General features: G+C 70.5%; 20 protein-coding genes. 12 read left to right on the top strand and 8 right to left on the bottom strand.

Annotated features, from left to right (window positions below; all coding sequences use genetic code 11):
- Positions 1-81 precede the first annotated feature (81 nt).
- Entirely contained in the window at positions 82-279 is a 198-nt protein-coding gene (locus IE226_RS03455) for a hypothetical protein (RefSeq protein WP_190079410.1), read from the bottom strand.
- A gap of 293 nt (positions 280-572) precedes the next feature.
- Here IE226_RS03455 and IE226_RS03450 point away from each other — a divergent pair, with 293 nt between their 5' ends.
- The gene (locus tag IE226_RS03450) at positions 573-839 is read left to right on the top strand and encodes a WhiB family transcriptional regulator (RefSeq protein ID WP_190079409.1); all 267 of its coding nucleotides are present in this window, start codon (positions 573-575) and stop codon (positions 837-839) included.
- Positions 840-1,075: 236 nt separating this feature from the next.
- On the opposite strand, the gene IE226_RS03445 is transcribed toward IE226_RS03450, so the two are convergent.
- Entirely contained in the window at positions 1,076-1,288 is a 213-nt protein-coding gene (locus tag IE226_RS03445) for a CsbD family protein (protein WP_190079408.1), read from the bottom strand.
- A 718-nt stretch (positions 1,289-2,006) separates the two neighbouring features.
- Here IE226_RS03445 and IE226_RS03440 point away from each other — a divergent pair.
- On the top strand, positions 2,007-5,054 hold the full coding sequence (locus IE226_RS03440; RefSeq protein WP_373306856.1) for a 3-keto-alpha-glucoside-1,2-lyase-like domain-containing protein: 3,048 nt from the start codon (positions 2,007-2,009) through the stop codon (positions 5,052-5,054).
- Between the two features lie 79 nt (positions 5,055-5,133).
- On the opposite strand, the gene IE226_RS03435 is transcribed toward IE226_RS03440, so the two are convergent.
- Complete coding sequence (locus IE226_RS03435; RefSeq protein WP_190079578.1) at positions 5,134-5,703, bottom strand: MSMEG_1061 family FMN-dependent PPOX-type flavoprotein; 570 nt, start codon at positions 5,701-5,703, stop codon at positions 5,134-5,136.
- Between the two features lie 185 nt (positions 5,704-5,888).
- Between IE226_RS03435 and IE226_RS03430 the strand changes: the two genes are divergently transcribed.
- The 6 genes from IE226_RS03430 (at position 5,889) to IE226_RS03405 (ending at position 12,343) form a co-directional block, all read left to right on the top strand.
- The gene (locus IE226_RS03430; protein ID WP_190079406.1) at positions 5,889-6,974 is read left to right on the top strand and encodes a FecCD family ABC transporter permease; all 1,086 of its coding nucleotides are present in this window, start codon (positions 5,889-5,891) and stop codon (positions 6,972-6,974) included.
- Positions 6,975-6,990: 16 nt separating this feature from the next.
- Positions 6,991-8,148: a FecCD family ABC transporter permease gene (locus IE226_RS03425; protein WP_229870374.1), complete on the top strand. Its 1,158-nt coding sequence runs from the start codon at positions 6,991-6,993 to the stop codon at positions 8,146-8,148.
- A 35-nt stretch (positions 8,149-8,183) separates the two neighbouring features.
- Entirely contained in the window at positions 8,184-8,987 is an 804-nt protein-coding gene (locus IE226_RS03420) for an ABC transporter ATP-binding protein (RefSeq protein WP_229870440.1), read from the top strand.
- An 84-nt stretch (positions 8,988-9,071) separates the two neighbouring features.
- Positions 9,072-10,118 (top strand): iron-siderophore ABC transporter substrate-binding protein, encoded by a 1,047-nt coding sequence (locus IE226_RS03415; RefSeq protein WP_190079404.1) that lies wholly within the window; start codon positions 9,072-9,074, stop codon positions 10,116-10,118.
- A gap of 79 nt (positions 10,119-10,197) precedes the next feature.
- The gene (locus IE226_RS03410) at positions 10,198-11,382 is read left to right on the top strand and encodes a MalY/PatB family protein (RefSeq protein WP_190079403.1); all 1,185 of its coding nucleotides are present in this window, start codon (positions 10,198-10,200) and stop codon (positions 11,380-11,382) included.
- A 295-nt stretch (positions 11,383-11,677) separates the two neighbouring features.
- Positions 11,678-12,343 carry a hypothetical protein gene (locus IE226_RS03405; RefSeq protein ID WP_190079402.1) on the top strand — a complete coding sequence of 222 codons (666 nt, stop codon included), beginning with the start codon at positions 11,678-11,680 and terminating at the stop codon, positions 12,341-12,343.
- A gap of 199 nt (positions 12,344-12,542) precedes the next feature.
- Here the strand turns inward: IE226_RS03405 and IE226_RS03400 are convergent, their stop codons facing one another.
- Entirely contained in the window at positions 12,543-13,037 is a 495-nt protein-coding gene (locus IE226_RS03400) for a GNAT family N-acetyltransferase (RefSeq protein WP_190079401.1), read from the bottom strand.
- A gap of 37 nt (positions 13,038-13,074) precedes the next feature.
- Positions 13,075-14,031 carry a TIGR01777 family oxidoreductase gene (locus IE226_RS03395; RefSeq protein ID WP_190079400.1) on the bottom strand — a complete coding sequence of 319 codons (957 nt, stop codon included), beginning with the start codon at positions 14,029-14,031 and terminating at the stop codon, positions 13,075-13,077.
- A gap of 172 nt (positions 14,032-14,203) precedes the next feature.
- Between IE226_RS03395 and IE226_RS03390 the strand changes: the two genes are divergently transcribed.
- The gene (locus tag IE226_RS03390) at positions 14,204-14,911 is read left to right on the top strand and encodes an MBL fold metallo-hydrolase (RefSeq protein WP_190079399.1); all 708 of its coding nucleotides are present in this window, start codon (positions 14,204-14,206) and stop codon (positions 14,909-14,911) included.
- A 57-nt stretch (positions 14,912-14,968) separates the two neighbouring features.
- Here the strand turns inward: IE226_RS03390 and IE226_RS03385 are convergent, their stop codons facing one another.
- Entirely contained in the window at positions 14,969-15,442 is a 474-nt protein-coding gene (locus IE226_RS03385; RefSeq protein WP_190079398.1) for an NUDIX hydrolase, read from the bottom strand.
- A 143-nt stretch (positions 15,443-15,585) separates the two neighbouring features.
- On the opposite strand from IE226_RS03385, the gene IE226_RS03380 reads away from it, so the two are divergent.
- On the top strand, positions 15,586-16,194 hold the full coding sequence (locus tag IE226_RS03380; RefSeq protein WP_229870373.1) for a chemotaxis protein CheB: 609 nt from the start codon (positions 15,586-15,588) through the stop codon (positions 16,192-16,194).
- A gap of 12 nt (positions 16,195-16,206) precedes the next feature.
- Here the strand turns inward: IE226_RS03380 and IE226_RS03375 are convergent, their stop codons facing one another.
- Positions 16,207-17,352, bottom strand: a complete 1,146-nt coding sequence (locus IE226_RS03375) for an RNA polymerase sigma factor (RefSeq protein WP_190079397.1) — start codon at positions 17,350-17,352, stop codon at positions 16,207-16,209.
- Positions 17,349-17,771 (bottom strand): YciI family protein, encoded by a 423-nt coding sequence (locus IE226_RS03370; RefSeq protein WP_190079396.1) that lies wholly within the window; start codon positions 17,769-17,771, stop codon positions 17,349-17,351. Before IE226_RS03370 ends, IE226_RS03375 begins: the two co-directional genes overlap by 4 nt.
- Positions 17,772-17,959: 188 nt before the next feature.
- On the opposite strand from IE226_RS03370, the gene IE226_RS03365 reads away from it, so the two are divergent.
- Positions 17,960-18,586 carry a maleylpyruvate isomerase family mycothiol-dependent enzyme gene (locus IE226_RS03365; protein WP_190079395.1) on the top strand — a complete coding sequence of 209 codons (627 nt, stop codon included), beginning with the start codon at positions 17,960-17,962 and terminating at the stop codon, positions 18,584-18,586.
- Positions 18,587-18,682: 96 nt separating this feature from the next.
- A complete protein-coding gene (locus tag IE226_RS03360; RefSeq protein ID WP_190079394.1) occupies positions 18,683-19,570 on the top strand; it encodes an aminoglycoside phosphotransferase in 888 nt (295 codons plus the stop codon).
- Positions 19,571-19,577 lie beyond the last annotated feature (7 nt).

The raw sequence follows: 19,577 nt of genomic DNA, 5'->3' as shown, positions 1-19,577 counted from the left end.
GTGGGTGCCTCCTGCTCGGGTGCTGCTCCGCCGCGCCCGCCTCCGCGAGGGCCACGGCGTACGTACGGTCGGCGGCCGGGATCATTCGTCGTCGTGGATGGACTCCTGCGCGCCCTCGTTCGGGGTGAGGGCGTCGCCCGCTTCCCCGTCGGAGTCGTCGTCCTCGGGCTCGTCCAGCACGTCGGTCTCGGCGTTCTCGATCTCCTTGAACGTCTCGCCGAGCGCGGTGTCGGGGGTGTGCCCCTGCCGGCCCGGGTCCTTGGGTCCTTCCGATGCCATGGCCGTTGCTCCCTCGTCTCTTGCTCGTACTGCTTTCGCTTGTGCCGTCGGGCGCCGGGTGCCCGGCCGGGACGAATTGACTCCTCCCGACCGGGATCTACTCCTCCGTTTGCGTGCCTGCGGGGCGTGCGGCGCTTGCGGTCCCTGAGGCCTCCTGTTTCACGGGGCGACCCCCGGGAACCCGCGCTGAAGTCCGTCGTGGACACGGCAGAAACGGCGTGGTCGCGGCAGAGGAACGGCGCCGCGGGACACTCTCGCGGCGCGGACAAGATCCACCGAGGCAAGGAGGCGTCATGGAGTTGTGGTGGCGGCGAGCCGCCTGTGCTGATGAAGATCCCGAGCTGTTCTTTCCGGTCGGCACGTCGGGCCCCGCGGAGGAGGACCTGATGGCCGCGAAGCGGGTGTGCCATAGCTGCCCGGTCATCGAACAGTGCCGGAACTGGGCCCTTGAGACCGGACAGGCCGCCGGCGTGTGGGGCGGAATGGGCGAGGACGAGCGGTCGCGGCGGCGGCGCAAGATCAAGCGCGCCGAGGCCCGCAGGAGCCTGGCCAGAAGCTGACCCCGGGTCGCGTGCAGCAAGCAGGTCGAGATGCGGCGTGCGGCGAGCAGGTCGAGTTGCCGCCCCTTCCCAGGGTGGGACTCGGCGGCGGGGCGCCGGGCGGAACACGCCACACGACCCAGCAGCGCGCCGCCCCCACGCAAGAAGGGCGGGCCGGTCCGTGTACGTGACAGATCCGCACCCGGCGTCCGTACCTCACGTCGGCACCTGACGGGGCGGGCCTCCGCGGCGAGCGGTCAGCCGGAACGGCGCTTCAGGGACTCGCGGGACTGTCCGGCGCGGTCGCGCGCGTCGCCCATGCCCTTCTTGGCCTCGCCCATGGCCTTCTTGGCCTCACCCTTGGCCTGCTCCGCCTTGCCTTCGGCTTGCTTGCCACGGTCGCCCATGGCCTTGCCGCCCATCTCCTTGGCCTTGCCCTTCATCTTGTCCATGCCGCCCTTGTCAGCCATGCCCACTCCTTCGTACGGCGATCCGGCGGGCCCCGAGTGCCGGCTTCGGCCTGCTACGGGCCCCGGGATTTCAACGTAGGCGGGTCGTGCGGACGTCGCCTGTTCAGCGGTGACACACGGTCACCGCCGAGCAGGCGAAGCGGCGTGCGCCGGGCGGGGTCAGTCCTCGCCGCGCACCACGTTCCCCTCGGAGCCCGTCTCGCCCTCGCCGGGCCCGTACTCGCCCGGACGGCTGCGCGCGGGAATACAGGTCCGGATGGTGCATGCCGTGGTCCGGCCCGACGTCGTGGCCCATCGGCTGCCGCGCGCCTGACCCCGCTCTCTCGTTCCGGTGCGTCCCACCATGACTGTTCCAGCCTCCTTCGTTCTCGGCTCGTACGTGCGTCTGTCGTGCGTCCTTCGCATGCCTGTCGCACGTCTGTCTGTCGCACGTCGCTTTCTCCCGCGAGTTCCACGATGTGCGGATATCAACCCTCGCCGGGGCCGTAAGGCCGCACGGCTGCCGCCGGGCCAACTCCGCGACAGTTTTTCCTCGTTGAGGACAAAGTATGGACGGCGTGAGGCCGGCTTCGTACGCTAGGCGTCGCTCTCGTACGGAAGTCTGCGCAACGCGCGGCCAAAAGCCGCGGCCCGCACCACCGGTATGTGCACGAACTCCACTCCGCGGACACGGGCCGAGGCGGCCCGGGCCGCCTCGCAGCGCCCAGCAGGAGACAGAGTGACGCCACACGAGCACCCCACGCCCCCACCACACCTCCGCCGCCGCACGCGCCTGAGACCGCGCAGAGCCCGCAGAACCACCGGAATCCTCCTCGGACTTCTGCTCGCCGCCGGGCTCACGGCGCCGGCCGCAGGCGCCGCCGACAAGCCGTTCGCCGACCTGCCGCCGCAGGAACCCGGCGTCACCCTGCGGGTGTTCGACGTCCAGACCCCGCTGAGCAAACTCTGCGACCTCAAGCCCGCCCAGACCCCCAACGTCGACAAGCTCATCCCCACCATCGACTGGACCTCCACCGACGGCTTCGGGTTCAGCGACAACTTCGTCTCGCAGATCATCGGCAACATCAACGTCCCCTCGAACGGCGCGTACACCTTCCGGCTGATCAGCGACGACGGCTCCCGTCTCCGCATCGGCGACAAGCAGGTCATCGACCACGACGGCCTGCACGGCGCCGAACCCAAGGACGGCGAGATCACGCTCGACCCGGGCTACCACCCGCTGCGCATCGACCACTTCGACCGCGGCAACGACCAGCAGGTCACCCTGCAGTGGAAGCCGCCGGGCGCCGACGCCTTCACCCTCGTGCCCAACTCCGTGCTCAGCACGGACGCCGATGTCGTACGGGTCACCGCTCCGGGCCGCAAGGAGTGCGAGGGCACCCACGACACCCCCGGCGACGGCCTCCCGCTGACCTCGGTCAACCCCGGCTACGACCTGACCGACCTGCGGCCCAAGGGGTTCGAACCGCAGGTGTCCGCGATGGACTGGCTGCCCGACGGCAAGCTCGCGGTGACCACGTGGGGCGGCAGCGAGGAGACCAAGGGCGCGGTGTACGTCCTGGACAACGTCACCGGCGACACCGGCCCTGACAAGGTCACGTACGAGAAGATCGCCGACGGGCTCAAGGAGCCGATGGGCATCAAGTACGTGGACGGGAAGCTGTACGTCTCGGAGAAGCACCAGCTGACCGAGTTCGCCGACCTCAAGGGCACCAACGACGCGGGCGAGACCAAGAAGATCGCCGAGTGGCCGTACGGCGGGAACTTCCACGAGTTCGCGTTCGGGCTGCTCTACGAGAAGGGCGACTTCTATCTGAACCTGTCCGTCGCCATCAACTACGGCGGCGCGACCACGAATCCGCAACCCGCCGCCAACCGCGGCACCACGATCAAGGTGAACAAGGCGAGCGGGAAGGTCAGTTACCTGGCCGGCGGCCTGCGCACCCCCAACGGCATCGGCCGCGGACCGGACAACGAACTGTTCGTCACCGACAACCAGGGCGGCTGGCTGCCCGCGTCGAAACTGGTGCACGTCAAGCAGGACCGGTTCTTCAACCACTACACGAACCCCGAAGGCCCCTTCGACGACAACAGCGTCACCAAGCCGGTGCTGTGGCTGCCGCAGAACGAGATAGCCAACTCCCCCAGCACCCCCATGACCGTGAAGAAGGGCACCTTCGCCGGGCAGCTGATGTTCGGTGACGTCACCTACGGCGGGCTCCAGCGCGCCGACCTGGAGAAGGTCAACGGCGAATACCAGGGCGCGGTGTTCCGCCATACCCAGGGCCTGGAGGCCGGCGTCAGCCGCATCTCCACCGGACCCGACGGAGCGATCTACACCGGCGGTCTTGGCGCGGACGGCAACTGGGGCCAGGAAGGCAAGCTCCGCTTCGGCCTGCAAAAACTCACGCCGAACGGCAAGACCGCCTTCGACATCAAGACCATGCGCGCCACCTCCGACGGCTTCAAGCTGACCTACACCAAGCCGCTGTCGGACAAGACCATCGAGAAGCTGACCAGCGGCGCCTACTCCGTCGAACAGTGGCGTTACGCCCCCACCCCGGCCTACGGCGGCCCCAAGATCGACGAGGAGGCCCTGCCGGTCAGCGGCGCCCGTATCTCCAAGGACCGCCGCACCGTCCAGCTGACCGTCCCCGGCCTCAAGGCCGACCGGGTGGTGCACGTACGCTCGCCGCGCCCGTTCTCCTCGGCCGACGACGAGCAGCTGTGGTCCACCGAGGCCTGGTACACCCTCAACGCGCGCCCGGGCCACGACGAGCCGGTCACGACGTACGACGCCGAGTCGGCGCGGCTGTCCGGCGGCGCCGACACCGACACCGAGCACGCCGGCTTCACCGGCGCCGGCTTCGTGGACGGCTTCAGCGAACCGGGCGCCACGGCGACCTTCGACGTCCGGGCTCCGGCCAAGGGCACCTACGCGGTGGGCCTGCGCTATTCCAACGGGCCCAACCCGTCCGCCGGGACCAAGACCCTCGGCGTCAGCGTGAACGGCGGGGAAGCGCGCAAGACCAGCCTCCCCTCGACGGAGACATGGAAGCGCTGGTCGACCAAGACCGAGAAACTAGACCTGCGCAAGGGCCGCAACACCATCACCTACTCCTACCGGGCCGGCGACACCGGTCACGTCAACCTCGACATGATCGAGGTGCGCCGCCCGGCCGCCCGCATCGACCTGTTCTCCGGGGGCAGCGCCTCCACCGCCTGGCAGCACCCCGACGGCCGCAGCGTCGAGTGGCCGCACACGGCCGACAAGTCGATCGAGGTGTGCTGCGGGGACATCCGCACCAAGCAGGCCTTCGGCGACTTCAAGCTGCACGCGGAGTTCCGCGTGCCCAAGCTGCCGGACGATGTCACCGGCCAGGATCGCGGCAACAGCGGGATCTATCTCCAGGAGCGCTACGAAGTGCAGATCCTGGACTCCTTCGGCGTGGAAAAGCTGGCCGACAACGAGGCGGGAGCGATCTACACCAAGAAGGCCGCGGACGTGAACGCCTCGACCGCGCCGGAGACCTGGCAGAAGTACGACATCGTCTTCCGCGCCGCCCGCTTCGACGCGGACGGCAAGAAGACCGCGGACGCCAGGATCACCGTGGTGTGGAACGGCAAGAAGGTCCACGACAACGTGGCCGTCGACGGCCCGACCGGAGCGGGCGATCCCGAATCCGCGGCGGCCGGCGCCATCCGGTTGCAGGACCACGGCAACAAGGTCCGCTTCCGCAATGTCTGGATCGAGCCGGTGGACTGAACCGGCCGCGATAGCTGACCTCGTCTGCCGCGCTCCGGGCCGTCGAACGGCGGCCCGGAGCGCGTGCGCGTGCCTCCGCTCAGGAGCGGGGCGCCTCCTGCGGCCAGGTGGCCGGCTGCCAGAGGCCCGAGCGGCGCAGGGACTGGGAGCAGTGGAGGTAGATCTCGTCGATGTCGACGACGAGCGCGAGGCGCGGGCGCTGGTCCTTGACGGTCATCAGGTCGAAGAACGGCGCGTCCGTCAGGATGCGCGCCCGGCCGTTGATGCGCAGGATCTCGCCGCTGCCCGGCACCAGGTGCAGCAGTCCCACGTGCGGGTTCCTGAGGACGTTGCGGAAGCTGTCGCCGCGCCGGTTGCCGGGGCGGTCGGGAAGCGCGACGGTGCGGGCGTCGAGCACGTGGATGAAACCCGGCGCTCCGCCGCGCGGTGAGGTGTCGCAGTTGCCCTCGGCGTCCGAGGTGGAGACGGCGCAGAACGGGGAGCGGGCCAGGATGGCCAGGTCCTGCTCGGTCAGTTCGGCGTGGACCTTGTCGATGACGATCGGGTGGGGCTCGCCGAGCAGTTCGGACAGCTCGTCTTCCGAGCCGAGCTCCTGCCAGGTATGCGGGGCCGTGGCGCTGCCGCCGAGGGACGGGGCGGTTGCGGGTATCGCGGCGTCGGGCACGAGGGTCCTCACAGATCGGCAAGCAGACGAACAGACTGGCGATTATGTAATGTTAGGCTCACCTTACTGGAGCGGAAAACGGCAGGTGAGTGCGCCCCTGCCTGAACAGGGAGCGGTTGATTCATGGCTGGGAGCAGCCGCACTGCACGTGTGCCCCGAGGGCGACGGCCATGACGACAGCCTCTACTGCCGGCTCCCCCGGCAGCCATGCCGCCGCGGACAAGGCCGTCTCCGCGACACCCCGCGGCGGCGGGCGCGGAGCCGCTGCCCTCGGCGCCGGTCTCGTGCTGCTGGTCGCGGTCCTTGTGCTCCTGATGTGGGCGAGCCTGTTGGTCGGCGCCGGTGATGTCGGTGCCGACGATCTGCTGCCCGGCATCCTCGACCCGGACCTCTCCGACAAGGGGCAGCTGATCTTGCAGGAGGTGCGGCTGCCGCGGACGGCGGCCGGCCTTCTTGCCGGGGTCGCACTCGGCCTGGCCGGCACGGTCATGCAGGGCGTGGCCCGCAACCCCCTCGCCGATCCGGGCGTCCTTGGCGTCAACTCCGGGGCCTCCGCCGCCGTCGTCTTCGCGATCAGCATCCTGGGCATGTCGGACCCCGGCCACTACATCTGGTTCGGCTTCCTGGGCGCCCTGGTCGCCTCGCTCGTCGTGTTCGGCATCGGCTCCATGGGCCGCGAGGGGGCCACCCCGGTCAAACTGGCGCTCGCCGGAGCGGCGACCGGCGCGGCGCTGCTGTCCCTGACCACGTCGATGCTGCTCACCGACTCCAAGTCCTACGACCAGTACCGCTTCTGGCAGGTCGGTTCGCTCACCGGGCGCGAGGCTGCGGTGCTGTGGCAGGCCCTGCCGTTCATCGCGGCCGGAATCGTCCTCGCGCTGATGCTGGGTCCGCGGCTGAACGCCCTGTCCCTGGGCGACGACCTGGCGCGCGGCCTGGGCCAGCGCATCGGCCTGGCGCGCGCCGCCTGCGCGGTGGCCGTGGTGCTGCTGTGCGGCGCCGCGACGGTCGTCGCCGGGCCGATCGCCTTCCTGGGGCTCGTCGTTCCGCACGCCGCCCGGCTGTTCACCGGTCCCGACTACCGGTGGGTCCTGCCGTACAGCGCGCTGATCGCGCCGTCGCTGCTGCTGACCGCGGACATCGTGGGACGGGTGATCGCCCCGCCCGGAGAGGTGCAGGCGGGCATCGTGACCGCCGCGATCGGTGCCATTCCGTTCGTGCTGCTCGTGCGCCGCCGGAAGCTGTCCGAGCTGTGAGCGCGGGGCGGAAGTCGTGAGCGAGCGCATGGAGAAGGCGGATCAGGCGGGTATGGGCGCAACAGGGCCTCTTGGCACGAGTGACATCGGCGGCAGGCGTGAACCGGCCGCCGTGCGCGGCGCCGCCGGCACCGTGACGCGGGCCGAGGCGGTGCGCCGCATCCACGGCGTGCGGCGGGCCCGCCGGGCGCGCGGGGTGCTGGTGCAGGCGGTTCTGCTGGCCGCGGTCGTGGCGGTGTTCTGCGCCGCGCTGAGCTACGGCGACATGTCCGTGCCACTGGGCGACGTGATCGGCGCGCTGACCGGCGGCGGGAATGCCGGCGCGCATTTCGTGGTGGTGGAGCTGAGGCTGCCGCGTGTACTCCTCGGTCTGCTGGTCGGCGTCGCCTTCGGTCTCAGCGGGGCGCTGTTCCAGGCACTGCTGCGCAATCCCCTCGCCAGCCCCGACGTGATCGGCATCAGCCAGGGTGCGAGCGCCGCGGCCGTGCTCGCCTCGCTGGGCTTCGCCGTCAGCGGCATCGCCCTGTCGGCCGCCGCGCTGTGCGGCGCGCTCCTGAGCGCGGCGGTCATCTACGCCTTCGCCTGGCGCCGCAACGTCTCCGGCCAGCGCTTCGTCCTGGTGGGCATCGGCATCGGCGCGGGGCTCTCCAGCGTCACCTCGTACTTGCTGACCAACTCCGAGGTGACCGAGGCGCAGAACGCCCTGGTGTGGCTCACCGGCAGCCTCAACGGCAGCACCCTGGAGCAGGTGTGGCCGCTGCTCGGCGCGCTCGCGCTGCTTGTGCCGCTGACCGCTGCCGCCGCACGCGACCTGGGGCCGCTGCAGCTCGGCGACGACACCGCGGCCGGTCTCGGCACCCGCGTGGGCCGCGGCCGGCTCGCGCTGCTCGGCTGTGCGGTGGCCCTGGCCGGGGTCGCCACGGCGGCGGCGGGGCCGGTCGCGTTCGTCGCGTTCGTCTCCGCACCCGTGGCCCGGCGGCTGGTACCGGGCGCGGGCGCCGCACTGGTGCCCGCGGCTCTGACCGGCGCGCTCCTGGTGACCGCCGCCGACTTCGCCGCCCAGCACCTGCTGTGGTCCAGCCAGTTCCCGGTCGGCGTGGTCACCAGCCTGATCGGGGCCCCCTACCTGCTGTGGTTGCTGGCCCGCGCCAATCGCACGGGAAGGGCCGGATGACGGTGGCAGACGAACTGAAGGACGGGAACAAGAGCATGGGCGCGGTCGGACCCACCCTGGGCACACAGGACATCCACCTCGGCTACGACGGCCGCGAGGTGGTGCACGGCCTGAGCCTGGACATCCCGCCCGGCCGCATCACCATGATCGTCGGACCCAACGCGTGCGGGAAGTCGACCCTGTTGCGTGCCATGGCGCGCTTGCTCACCCCGACCTCCGGCTCCGCCCTGCTGGACGGGCGCAGCATTCATACGATGCCGACCCGCGAGGTCGCCGCACGCCTGGGCATCCTGCCGCAGACGCCCGTGGCGCCCGACGGCATCACGGTGAGCGACCTGGTGGGCCGCGGGAGGTATCCGCACCAGGGCTGGTTCCGGCGGTGGACCGCCGAGGACGATGCGGCCGTGGCCGACGCGCTGCTCGCCACCGATGTCCTCGATCTGGCGGGGCGGCCGGTCGACGAGCTCTCGGGCGGCCAGCGGCAGCGGGTGTGGATCGCCATGGCGCTGGCCCAGCGCACGGACATCCTCCTGCTCGACGAGCCGACCACCTATCTGGACGTGAGCCATCAGCTGGACGTCCTCGATCTGCTGGTCGACCTCAACCAGGAACACGGCACCACCATCGTGGTGGTCCTGCACGACCTGAACCTGGCCTGCCGCTATGCCGATCACCTGGTCGCGATGCGCGACGGCCATGTCATCGCCGAGGGTGCTCCGGGCGATGTCGTCACCGAGGAACTGGTCAACGAGGCGTTCGGGATGCGCTCTTCGCTGGTGGCCGACCCGGTGTCGGGCACGCCGCTCATCGTTCCCATCGGCCGTCACCGGGTGGGCTGATCGTACGCGGCGGCCGGGGGCAGGCGGCCAGAAAACCGGAACCCGACGCTCCAATCGACACTTAGGTTAGGGTAACCTAAGCACATGCCCCTTAGAGTCAAGTCGCCGTTCACGCGGGCCTCGCGTGCGGCCGTCTCCCCCCGCCCCGCGCGGCGCCGCTCCGTCACCGCACTCCTCGCGGCCCTCGCCCTCACCGGCACCCTGGCCGCGTGCTCGTCATCCGACGACGAGGGAGGCGACTCGGCCGCCTCCTCGGCCGGCTTCCCGGCGAAGGTCGCCACCAAGTTCGGCGAGATCTCCGTGAAGAAGAAGCCGCAGCGCGTGGTGGCGCTCGGCTGGGGCGACGCGGAGACCGCGCTGGCCCTGGGCGTGCAGCCCGTGGGCGCAAGCGACTGGCTCGCCTTCGGCGGCGACGGGGTCGGCCCGTGGGCCAAGGGCCTGTACAAGAAGAGCCCGACCAAGATCGGCACGCTGGAGCCGGAGTACGAGAAGATCGCCTCCCTCAACCCCGACCTGATCCTGGACACCAAGTCCAGCGGCGACCAGAAGCGTTACGACACCCTCAGCAAGATCGCCACCACCGTCGGCGTGCCCAAGGGCGGCGATCAGTACCTGACCAACTGGGAGACGCAGACCACGATGGTCGCCGACGCCCTCGGTCTGCACGACAAGGGCCAGAAGCTGATCGCCGAGACGGAGAAGAAGTTCGAGTCCGCCACCGCGCGGCACCCGGAGTTCAAGGGCAAGACCGCCACGACCGGCTCGCGCACCAGCGTGGGATACGGCGCCTACGTGAAGGGCAGTGGACGCGTCAACTTCCTGGAGCGGCTCGGCTTCAAGAACAACCCCGAGGTCGACGCCAAGGCCGGCAAGTCCTTCTCCGTCACGGTCTCCCGCGAGAGCCTGGACATGCTCGACGCCGACCTGCTGGTCATGGCACCGATCGGCCTGACCGCGTCGAAGATCGAGAACGACCCCCTCTACAAGGACATCCCCGCCGTCAAGGCCGGGCACGACGTCGTCTTCGACCCCAAGTCGACACTCAGCTCCGCGTTCGCCACCGACTCGGTCCTGTCCGTCTCCTACGCCCTGGACAAGGTCGTCCCCGAGTTCGCCAAGGCGCTGCGCTGACCGCGCCGCACCAGCCGGACTGACCCCGGATACGTCAAAAGTAGGCAGGAACCTTCGTGGACCTGCCTACTTTTGACGTATGGAGAATGTGTCGCGTGACCTCACCGCGCCGGACGGCGCCAACCCGCTGCGCCAACTCTCGCTGGAACAACTGCGGCGCCGTACGAGCATGAAGTGGCGGACCTATCCGCCGGACGTGCTGCCGCTGTGGGTGGCCGAGATGGACGTCCCCCTGGCCCCGCCGATCGCCGACGCCCTCACCGGCGCCGTGGCACTGGGGGACACCGGCTATCCCGCCGGGACGGCCTATGCCGAGGCACTGGCCGAGTTCGCCCACAAGCGGTGGGCCTGGGACGACCTCGCCGTCGAGCGCACCGCGATCGTGCCCGACGTGATGCTCGGCATCGTCGAGATGCTCAAACTGCTCTCCGCGCCCGGCGACCCCGTCATCGTCAACTGTCCCGTCTACCCGCCCTTCTACCAGTTCGTCGGCAACCTGGACCGGCCCGTCGTCGAGGCGCCCCTGGGACCCGACATGCGCATCGACTTCACCGTCCTCGATGATGTGTTCCGGCGCGCAGCCCGCGGGGCGAGCCGGCCGGTGTATCTGCTGTGCAGCCCGCACAACCCCACCGGGACCGTGCACACCGCCGCCGAACTGACGCGGGTGGCGCGGCTGGCTCGCGAGCACGGCGTGCGCGTCGTGGTGGACGAGATCCACGCCCCGATCGTGGCGGCAGGCGCGACGTTCGTGCCCTTCCTGAGCGTGCCCGGAGGAGAGAACGGGCTGTCCTTGATGTCGGCGTCCAAGGCCTGGAACCTGGCCGGCCTCAAGGCAGCCCTCGCCATCGCGGGCCCCGAGGCCGCCGACGACCTCGCCCGCCTCCCCGAAGAGGTCAGCCACGGACCCAGCCACCTCGGCATCATCGCCCACACGGCGGCCCTGCGCGACGGAGGCGACTGGCTGGACGCACTGCTGCGCGGGCTCGACGACAACCGCCGGCTGCTGGCCGCCCTGCTGACGCAGCACCTGCCCGCCGTCGGCTACACCCCCGCACAGGGCACCTTCCTGGCCTGGCTGGACTGCCGGGAACTGGGTTCGGGCGACGACCCGGCCGAGGTGTTTCTGCGGCGCGGCCGCGTCGCCCTGAACTCCGGAAGGCCCTTCGGGACCGGCGGGGAGGGTTTCGTACGACTCAATCTGGCCGCCTCGCCCGAGGTCATCACCGAGGCCGTGGAGCGCATGGCAGCCGCCCTCCGCTGACCTCAAGTGCCGCACACCGACGGGGACATGAGAGCGGACATGTGTGCGAACAGAAAGCGGGAATTGGTGCGGACCTGGGTGCAACGTTTGTGCTCAGGATGCCCGGGACTTCACCCAATGCCCCCACGGGCGAACACAAACACGTAACCTTCGCTACCGACACATGAGTTACTGCTGTTGCAGGTTGGGCAGTCAGCATTCAAGGGTGCAAACATGCGCCCACACCAGGAGTGCTCAGTGGTGAGCACACCCCGCTACCCGCACGACCGCGTGCGCCCACGAAAAGGTCACCGACATGTCAGACGCCAAGCAGGAATCCGCCGGAGTCCAGGCCCAGTACGCCGTTCGCGTAGCCGAGGACCTCGAGAACAACCGCAAGGAACAAGAGCGCATCGGGAACGAGGTGGCAACGCTCCAGGAGCAGTTGCAGGAACTGGAGGCCGACCACGCGGTTCTGCTGAGCATGCAGCAGGCCCTCGGCTCCCCCGCCGCCGATGCCACCGCCAAGAAGGCGGCACCCCGCAAGGCCGTTCCCGCCCCGCGTACGGGAAAGAACAACTCCACTGCCGCCCGGGCCAAGAAGCCCGCCGCCGCCAAGCCCGCCGCCGCCAAGGCCAAGGACAAGCCCGCGGCCAAGGACAAGGACAAGGCGGCCAAGAGCACGCCCAAGGCCGCCGCGAAGAAGCCGGCCGCGCCGGCGGCGGGCCCGACGCTCGTCGAACTGATCGACAACCACCTCGGCCAGCAGAAGGAACCGCGTTCCGCCGCCGAGATCACCACCGCGCTCGCAAAGGCCCGCCCCGACCGCGCCCTGAAGACCACCGTCGTGCGCACCACGGTGGAAGGCCTGGTCGCCAAGGGCCGGGCCGTACGCACCAAGCAGGGTTCCTCGGTCTTCTACACCGCGGCCGCCCCGGCGGACTCCTCCGCGGCGCCTAAGGCGGAGGCCGCCGCCGGCTGAACGGCCCGCTGAACGCCGGCCCACGGGCGGCAGGACGTTCCCTCGTGATGTGCGACGCATGGTGTGCGACGTACGCAGCGAGCGGAACGTCCTGCGCGCGGCCACCAAAGCGGCGCGCGGGCCGCTGCGTACGTGTCACTGCGTACGAGTCACTGCGCGCGTACGGGCCTCTGCGTGCGTGCGGGTCTCTGCGTACGTCTCAGGCGGCGGGCAGGCTCTTTGCCATGACCCGCTCCCTGCGCACACCGTCGGACAGCAGATCACCGAGCTCCCCGGTGTCCGCGAAGCCGTGCCGCTCATAGAGCGCGGTGGCCCTGTGGTTGTCCGGCATCACCGACAAGCGCAGTGTCCCCGCGCCGCGCTCCGCACCCCAGCGCTCCACCGCCTGGATCAGGCAGTCACCCACGCCCTGGCCCCGCGCCGCCGCACCGACCCACATCGAGATCAGCTCGACGCTGTCTCCCGCCCCCGGAACACCGCTGACCATGCCCACCGGACGGCCGTTCAGCAGCGCGACGAGATCGCGGCCGCCGGGAATCGACAGCCGGGCACGCCAGCGTTCCTCCTGATCGCCGGGCCCCTGCCACTGTGCCAGGGTCGCTCCGAATGCGGAGGGCGCTTCGGCAAGCGCCGCCAGCCGCAACTCCCGCCACAGCGGCCAGTCGTCGGCCTGCAACGTACGCAGTTCAATCATGATCCGGACCTTGCCTGCTCGCCGGAACACGGACAACTCAATTCCGGGCCCCGGCAGTCTGCCGTGCGCGCCCCACCAGATCGGCTGCCGCGTCCGGCCAGGCCGGGTGCTCGAAGTCGAAGCCCGCGTCGAGCAGTCGGCCGGGCACCACGCGGCGGCTCTTGAGTAGCAGCTCGGTGTCCGTGCGAAGCGCGAAAGCGCCGATCTCCGCCATCCACTTGGTGGCCGGGAGCCCCACCTTCACGCCCGCCGCTGCCCGCAGTTCCCGCATGAACGCGCGGTGCGGGAGCGGGCCGGGGGCGGCCAGGTTGACCGGGCCCTCGATGTCGTCACGGGCGATCAGGAAGTCCACCGCGCGGACGAAGTCACGGTCGTGGATCCAGGAGAGATACTGGGCGCCGCCCGCCACCGGCCCGCCGAGGCCGAGCCGGACCATCTTCAGCAGCACGTCGAAGACACCGCCCCGGTCGGGGCTCATCACCATGGCCGCGCGCAGAGCCACCTTGCGGGTGTGCGGGGTGGCGGCCTCCTGCTGGGCCTGCTCCCAGTTCCTGGCGATCCGCACGCTGTACTCCCAGTAGTCCGGGACCCCGGTCTCGCTGCCGCCGATGACACCGGTGGCCTCGTCGTGGGGTGCGTCGTAGCGGTGGGCGTAGATCGTGGCGGTGCTCATCTGCAGCCACAACGCCGGTGGTTTCGCCGCGGCGGCAATCGCCGCTCCGACAGCCTCGGCGGACTGGACCCGCGAGTCCATCATGTCCCGCAGATTGGCCTCGGTGTAGCGGCAGCTCACGCTGCGTCCCGCCAGGTTGACCACCACGTCGCTGCCGTCGATCTCGGCCGTCCAGGGGCCCGGTGTCCGTCCGTCCCAGGCGACTTGGCGCGCCCTCACGGGGTTGCGGGTCAGGACGACGACATCGTGTCCCGCGGCGGTCATGGCACGCTCCAGGACGGCTCCGACCTGCCCGGTGCCTCCTGCCAGCACTACCTTCATCGGCCTGTCCCCTCACTCGGTGAGCACTCCGCGTGTGTGAGCCTAGACCTGCCCCACCAGCGCGTTTGTCCGGGGATCCGCCAAGGGCATACGGCCGGTCTCATGGCTCGCGGGGATCTGCTGTCGGCAGAAGTCCGCGGAGCGGGGACGCGGGGCCTGCCAGCATGAGCCGATGGTGAACAAGGCAGAAGTCCGACGGCTCGATCTGGGCTACATCGTCCGGCCTGCATCGGAAGCCGGCACCCCGCGGCCCCGCGCGGAACCCGTGTTCGGCTACCTGGTCCGGCGCCCGGAAGGAATCGTCCTGTTCGACACCGGCATCGGCGCGGTCGACCCCGGAACCGAGAGCCACTACCGTCCCCGGCGCAGGCCGCTGGAGGACGCCCTCGCAGCCGCGGGTATCGCCCTCGCCGACATCTCCGTGGTGGTCAACTGCCATCTGCATTTCGATCACTGCGGCGGCAATCCCCTGCTGAGCGGCAAGCCCGTCCTCGTACAGGCGACGGAACTGGCCACGGCCCGCAGAGGCGGCTACACCATCGACGGTCTCGTCGACTTTCCCGGCGTCGACTACAAAGAGATCACCGGCGAAACCGAACTCTGGCCCGGAGTGCGGATCATTCCCACCCCGGGTCACACCGAGGGGCACCAGTCCCTGGTGATCGAGCAGGATGACGGCACGGTCGTTCTGGCCGGGCAGGCACACGATTTCGCGTCGTACTTCGCCGCGGACCAGATGGCTCACCGGGCCGTCCGCGACGGCCTCGAAGCACCGCTTCCCGCACACCGGCCCTGGATGGAGCGGCTGCTCGCATTCGACCCGCGCAGAGTGCTCTTCGCCCACGATTCCTCGGTCTGGGAACCACCGGGGGCGACCTGACGGCGAACCCGCGGGGCGTTCCGCGTTCTGCGTTCCGCGCTTCAGTGCTTCAGTGCTTCAGTGCTGGATCAGTCCGCCGACGGGGACAGGATCGACGTGCCCGGTCGCCGGACGGTTCCGGTACAGGGCCAGCCCGATGTCGACCAGCGACGAACGGCGCAGGTCCGCGACATCAGCCATCGGAGTCCAGAGCGACTCGGCGATCGCGCCGTTCGGCTCGGGTCGGAGCTCCCCGCCGGTGATGCGGACCTCGTAGAAGATGCCGACGTTCTGGTGCTCCGGCCCGCCGGGAACGGCACGTTCGGCCGCGGGAATCACCCTCGAATCCACGCCCAGCAGACATCGCACCACCGCGGAACAGCCGGTCTCCTCGGCGACCTCCCGGATCACCGCCTCGAACGGGTCCTCCCCGTGCTCGACCCTGCCGCCCGGCAGAGTCCAGTTCGACTCACCGAGAGGTGACACGTGGCGGGCGAGCAGAACCCGCCCTTCCTCGACGCACACGGCGTACGCCGCCAGCCGGAAACTCATCCCCGCACCCTTTCACGGCCCCCGTGCCGGACTCCAAGACTCACTCTGCGGGAGCCCGACCGGCATCCGGTGGCCTCGCCGACACTCAGCCGCATCGGCCGTATTGACTCACGCGGGAGCGGCAGCCGGGCTAGGGTCTCAGCGTGGACAGCAGGCACGCACACGATCCCGACGACCGCTGCGCGACCGTGATGGTGGCGTCCTCCGCCGGGGGGATCCAGGGCCTGAAGACGTTGCTGGGCGGTCTGGACGCCGGGCTCCGGGCGGCCCTGCTGGTAGCCCAGCACCTGCGCCGCTCCCGCCAGACGCGCATTGTCGACGTCCTGTCTCCCTGCACCAGCCTCAGCGTCAAACTGGCCGAGGAGGGCGAGATCCCGACAGCGGGAAGTGTCTACATCGCACCGCCCGACCACCACCTGTGTGTGCGGGCGGGCGGCGTACTCTCCCTGTCGAAGGAAGACCCGGTCAACTACGCGCGTCCGGCCGCCGACCCCCTCTTCGCATCGGCCTCCCAGGCCTACGGACCGCTGCTCATCGGCTGCGTGCTCACCGGGTCCGACGGCGACGGCGCCCGGGGAGTGGAAGCGGTCAAGGGGCGCGGGGGCCTCGTCATCGTGGAGGACCCCGCGACGGCGGCTTTTCACGGGATGCCGAAAGCGGCCATCGAGACCGGCCAGGTCGATTTCGTGTGCCCCGCCGAGGACATCACTCCCCTCATCCGGCAACTCGTGGAGCGGGCCTGCGGCTCCTGAGCCCCTTGCCCGTCACCGCGACCGGCGGGCGTTGAGCCGGGCGGCCTGGCGCGTCAGGTGGTCGCGCTCGGGGAGGTTGGGTGCCTCGCGGGCCGCCTCGGCGTACAGCCGTGCCGCCTTCTCCAGATCGCCGTCGCGCTCGTGCAGGTACGCCGCCACCGCGGTGTGGCGCGGCACCGAGCCGTCCACCGCCGCGAGCGCGGCCAGGCCGGCACGCGGTCCGTCCGCCTCGCCCACGGCCACCGCACGGTTCAGGCGGACGACCGGGCTGTCGGTCAGGCCCACGAGCTCGTCGTACCACTCGACGATCTGCACCCAGTCGGTCTCCTCGGCGGTGGGCGCGTCGGCGTGCAGCGCCGCGACGGCGGCCTGCGCCTGGAACTCACCGAGGCGGTCGCGGGCAAGGGCACCTTGCAGGATCTGGATGCCCTCGGCGATCGCCTCCGTGTCCCACCGGCCGCGGTCCTGCTCGGCGAGCGGCACCAGGCTCCCGTCGGGCGCAGTCCGGGCGGCGCGCCGTGCGTGATGGATCAGCATGAGGGCGAGCAGCCCGCCCACCTCGGGATGGTCGATCGCTGCCGCGAGCTGCCGGGTGAGCCGGATCGCCTCGGCGGCGAGGTCGACGTCGCCCGAGTAGCCCTCGTTGAAGACCAGGTAGAGGACGCGCAGCACGGTGGCGACGTCGCCGGGGTGGTCGAACCGTACGCCGGAGACGGTGCGCTTGGCCCGGCTGATGCGCTGCGCCATGGTCGCCTCGGGCACCAGGTAGGCCCGGGCGATCTGGCGCGTGGAGAGCCCGCCGACGGCGCGCAACGTGAGCGCGACAGCGGATGACGGGGTGAGCGAGGGGTGGGCACACAGGAAGTAGAGCTGGAGCGTGTCGTCCACCGAAGGCGCGGGGCCGGGCGCCGGCTCCTCGTCGAGGCGGTCCTCGCGCCGGCGGCGGGCGGCCTCCGAACGGGTGGCATCGAGGAATTTGCGCCAGGCCACGGTCACCAGCCAGCCCTTCGCATCGCGTGGCGGGTCGTCCGGCCAGACGCGGACCGCTTCGAGGAGGGCGTCCTGCACGGCGTCCTCGGCCGCCGCGAAGTCGGCTCCGCGGCGGACGAGGACACCGAGCACGCCCGGTGTGAGGCTGCGCAGCAGGCTCTCGTTCACCGGTGCGAAGGACAGTCCGTGTCGGCGGAGTGGCCGCCCAGGAGCGGGCGCACCTCCAGCCACTCGTGGATCGGCTTGCCGCCGGCACCGGGGGCGGCCGACAGCTCCCCGGCCAGTTCGACGGCGCGCTCGTAGGTGTCGACGTCGATGATCATCCAGCCGGCGATGAGGTCCTTGGTCTCGGCGAACGGGCCGTCGGTGACCGGCGGGCGTCCCTCTCCGTCGTACCGCACGAACGTCCCCTGAGGCGCCAGCGCCTTGCTGTCGACGAACTCGCCGGTCTTCTCGAGACGGTCCGCGAAGTCGTTCATGTACTGCACGTGGGCCGAGATCTCCTCCGGCGTCCACTGCTCCATGGGGGCGTCGTTGACCGATGCCGGGGCGCCGCGGTAGTGCTTCAGGAGCAGGTACTTGGCCATGATGTTTCTCCTCGGTGCTGGTGCGGCCCATTGTGGCCGTGTTCACTGCGGGGACGGAGCCGGTTTCGGGTTCTCGACATCGTCGGGCGGGATTCTCGGACGGATTTTGTTCTGCGCTACGACGATGAGTTCCTGCCGCGCCGTGAGTCTTTCCCGGGTAGACACTGGAGCCGAGCAGAGGAACTGCTGTGAACGAGGATGTCTGGGCACTGGTACACGCCGAGCGTGCGGCGCTGATCGAGGATCTGGCGCGTCTCGATGACCCACAGTGGGAGCGGCCCTCCCTGTGCGAGGGGTGGACCGTGCACGACGTCGCCGCCCACCTGGTCGACACGGCTCGCACGACGCGTCTGGGCTTCGTCGGCTCCATGGTCCGCGCTCGTTTCGACTTCGACCGGCAAAACGCACGCGGTGTGGCACGAGAACGCGGCACCTCGCCCAAGGAGACATTGGAGCGCCTGCGTCAGGTCGCCGCGCGCAAGACGGGCCCTCCGGCGCCTCTGGACACCCGGCTCGTCGAGGAGATCGTCCACGGGGAGGACATCCGGCGGCCCGTGGGGCTCAGCCGCTCCTACCCGACGCAAGCCGTCGTCAGGGCTCTGCGTCTGCAGGCTCGTACCTCGGCGTCCTTCGGCGGAGCCAAGGAGCGGGTGGCGGGCATCCAACTGGCGCCGACGGACGCCGCATTGCCGATCGGAGAAGGCCCGGAAGTGCGCGGCCCCGCGCTCTCCCTGCTGCTGGCCCTCTCCGGTCGGCACGAAGCACTGGACGAGCTTGAGGGGCCGGGACTCGCCGCGTTGCGGACGAGGGACTGACTGCCGGGCCGACGCCGCTTCTTGTGCTCGTGTGCCCTACGGCCCGGGCACATAAATGGCGTGACGCCCGCCTGAGTCCCACGACAATGTGCGGTCATGACCTTTCCCGGCCGCGACGTACTGGACGCCTTCCGACTCGCCGGAAGCGCCGTTCGCCTGCCCGGCGGGGAAGGCGTCAGCGTCCGCGTGGGCGACGTGGTGCTCAAGCCCGCCGGGCCGGACAGCGAGTTCGCCGAGTGGCTGGGCGACATCATGGCCTCGATCCGGGAAGACGGCTTCCGTGTCGCGCGCCCTCTGCGGGCCGCCACCGGCGCCTGGAGCCACGGCGGCTGGACCGCCTCGCATGTCGTCACGGGGACCGAACCCGACCACTCCGCCGCGCCGCGCTGGCTCGAGGTCGTCGCTGCGGGGCAGGCCTTTCACCGGGCACTGGCCGGCGTGCCCCGCCCGTGCTTCCTGGACCGGCGACGCGACGAGTGGGCCACCGGCGACCGTGTGGCCTGGCAGGAGGAGAAGGCCGACCTGCTGCCCGCTCTGCGCGGCCCGTACGACGCGTTGACCGCGCTGCTCGGCCCGAAGCCCCGGGTCCGGCCCCAGCTCGTCCACGGCGACCTGACGGGCAACGTCCTGTTCGCTCCGGGGCTGGCCCCCGCGGTCATCGACTTCTCGCCCTACTGGCGGCCACCCGCCTTCGGCGAGGCGGTGGTCGTGGGTGACGCCCTGATCTGGCACGGCGCCGGCCCGCGGCTCCTCCGCGAGGCTACTTGCGCGAACGGTCCCGGCTTCGGCCAGTACATCGCCCGCGCCGTCATCTTCCGTCTCGTCACCACCAGCGAACATGTCCGTACCCTGCAGAGCGACGCCATCCGTGGCAGCGACTCCGCCATCCGCACGGAGGTATGCCGCTACGAACGCGCGGCACAGATTCTCACCGATGTCGTCGCCGCGCCCCACCGTCCTGCGCCCCACCGGCTCGCGCCCTGAAGCACGG

It is taken from the genome of Streptomyces longisporoflavus (genome assembly GCF_014649775.1).
GTDB classification, from domain to species: Bacteria; Actinomycetota; Actinomycetes; order Streptomycetales; family Streptomycetaceae; genus Streptomyces; species Streptomyces longisporoflavus.
This window is presented reverse-complemented; position numbering and strand designations above follow the sequence as displayed.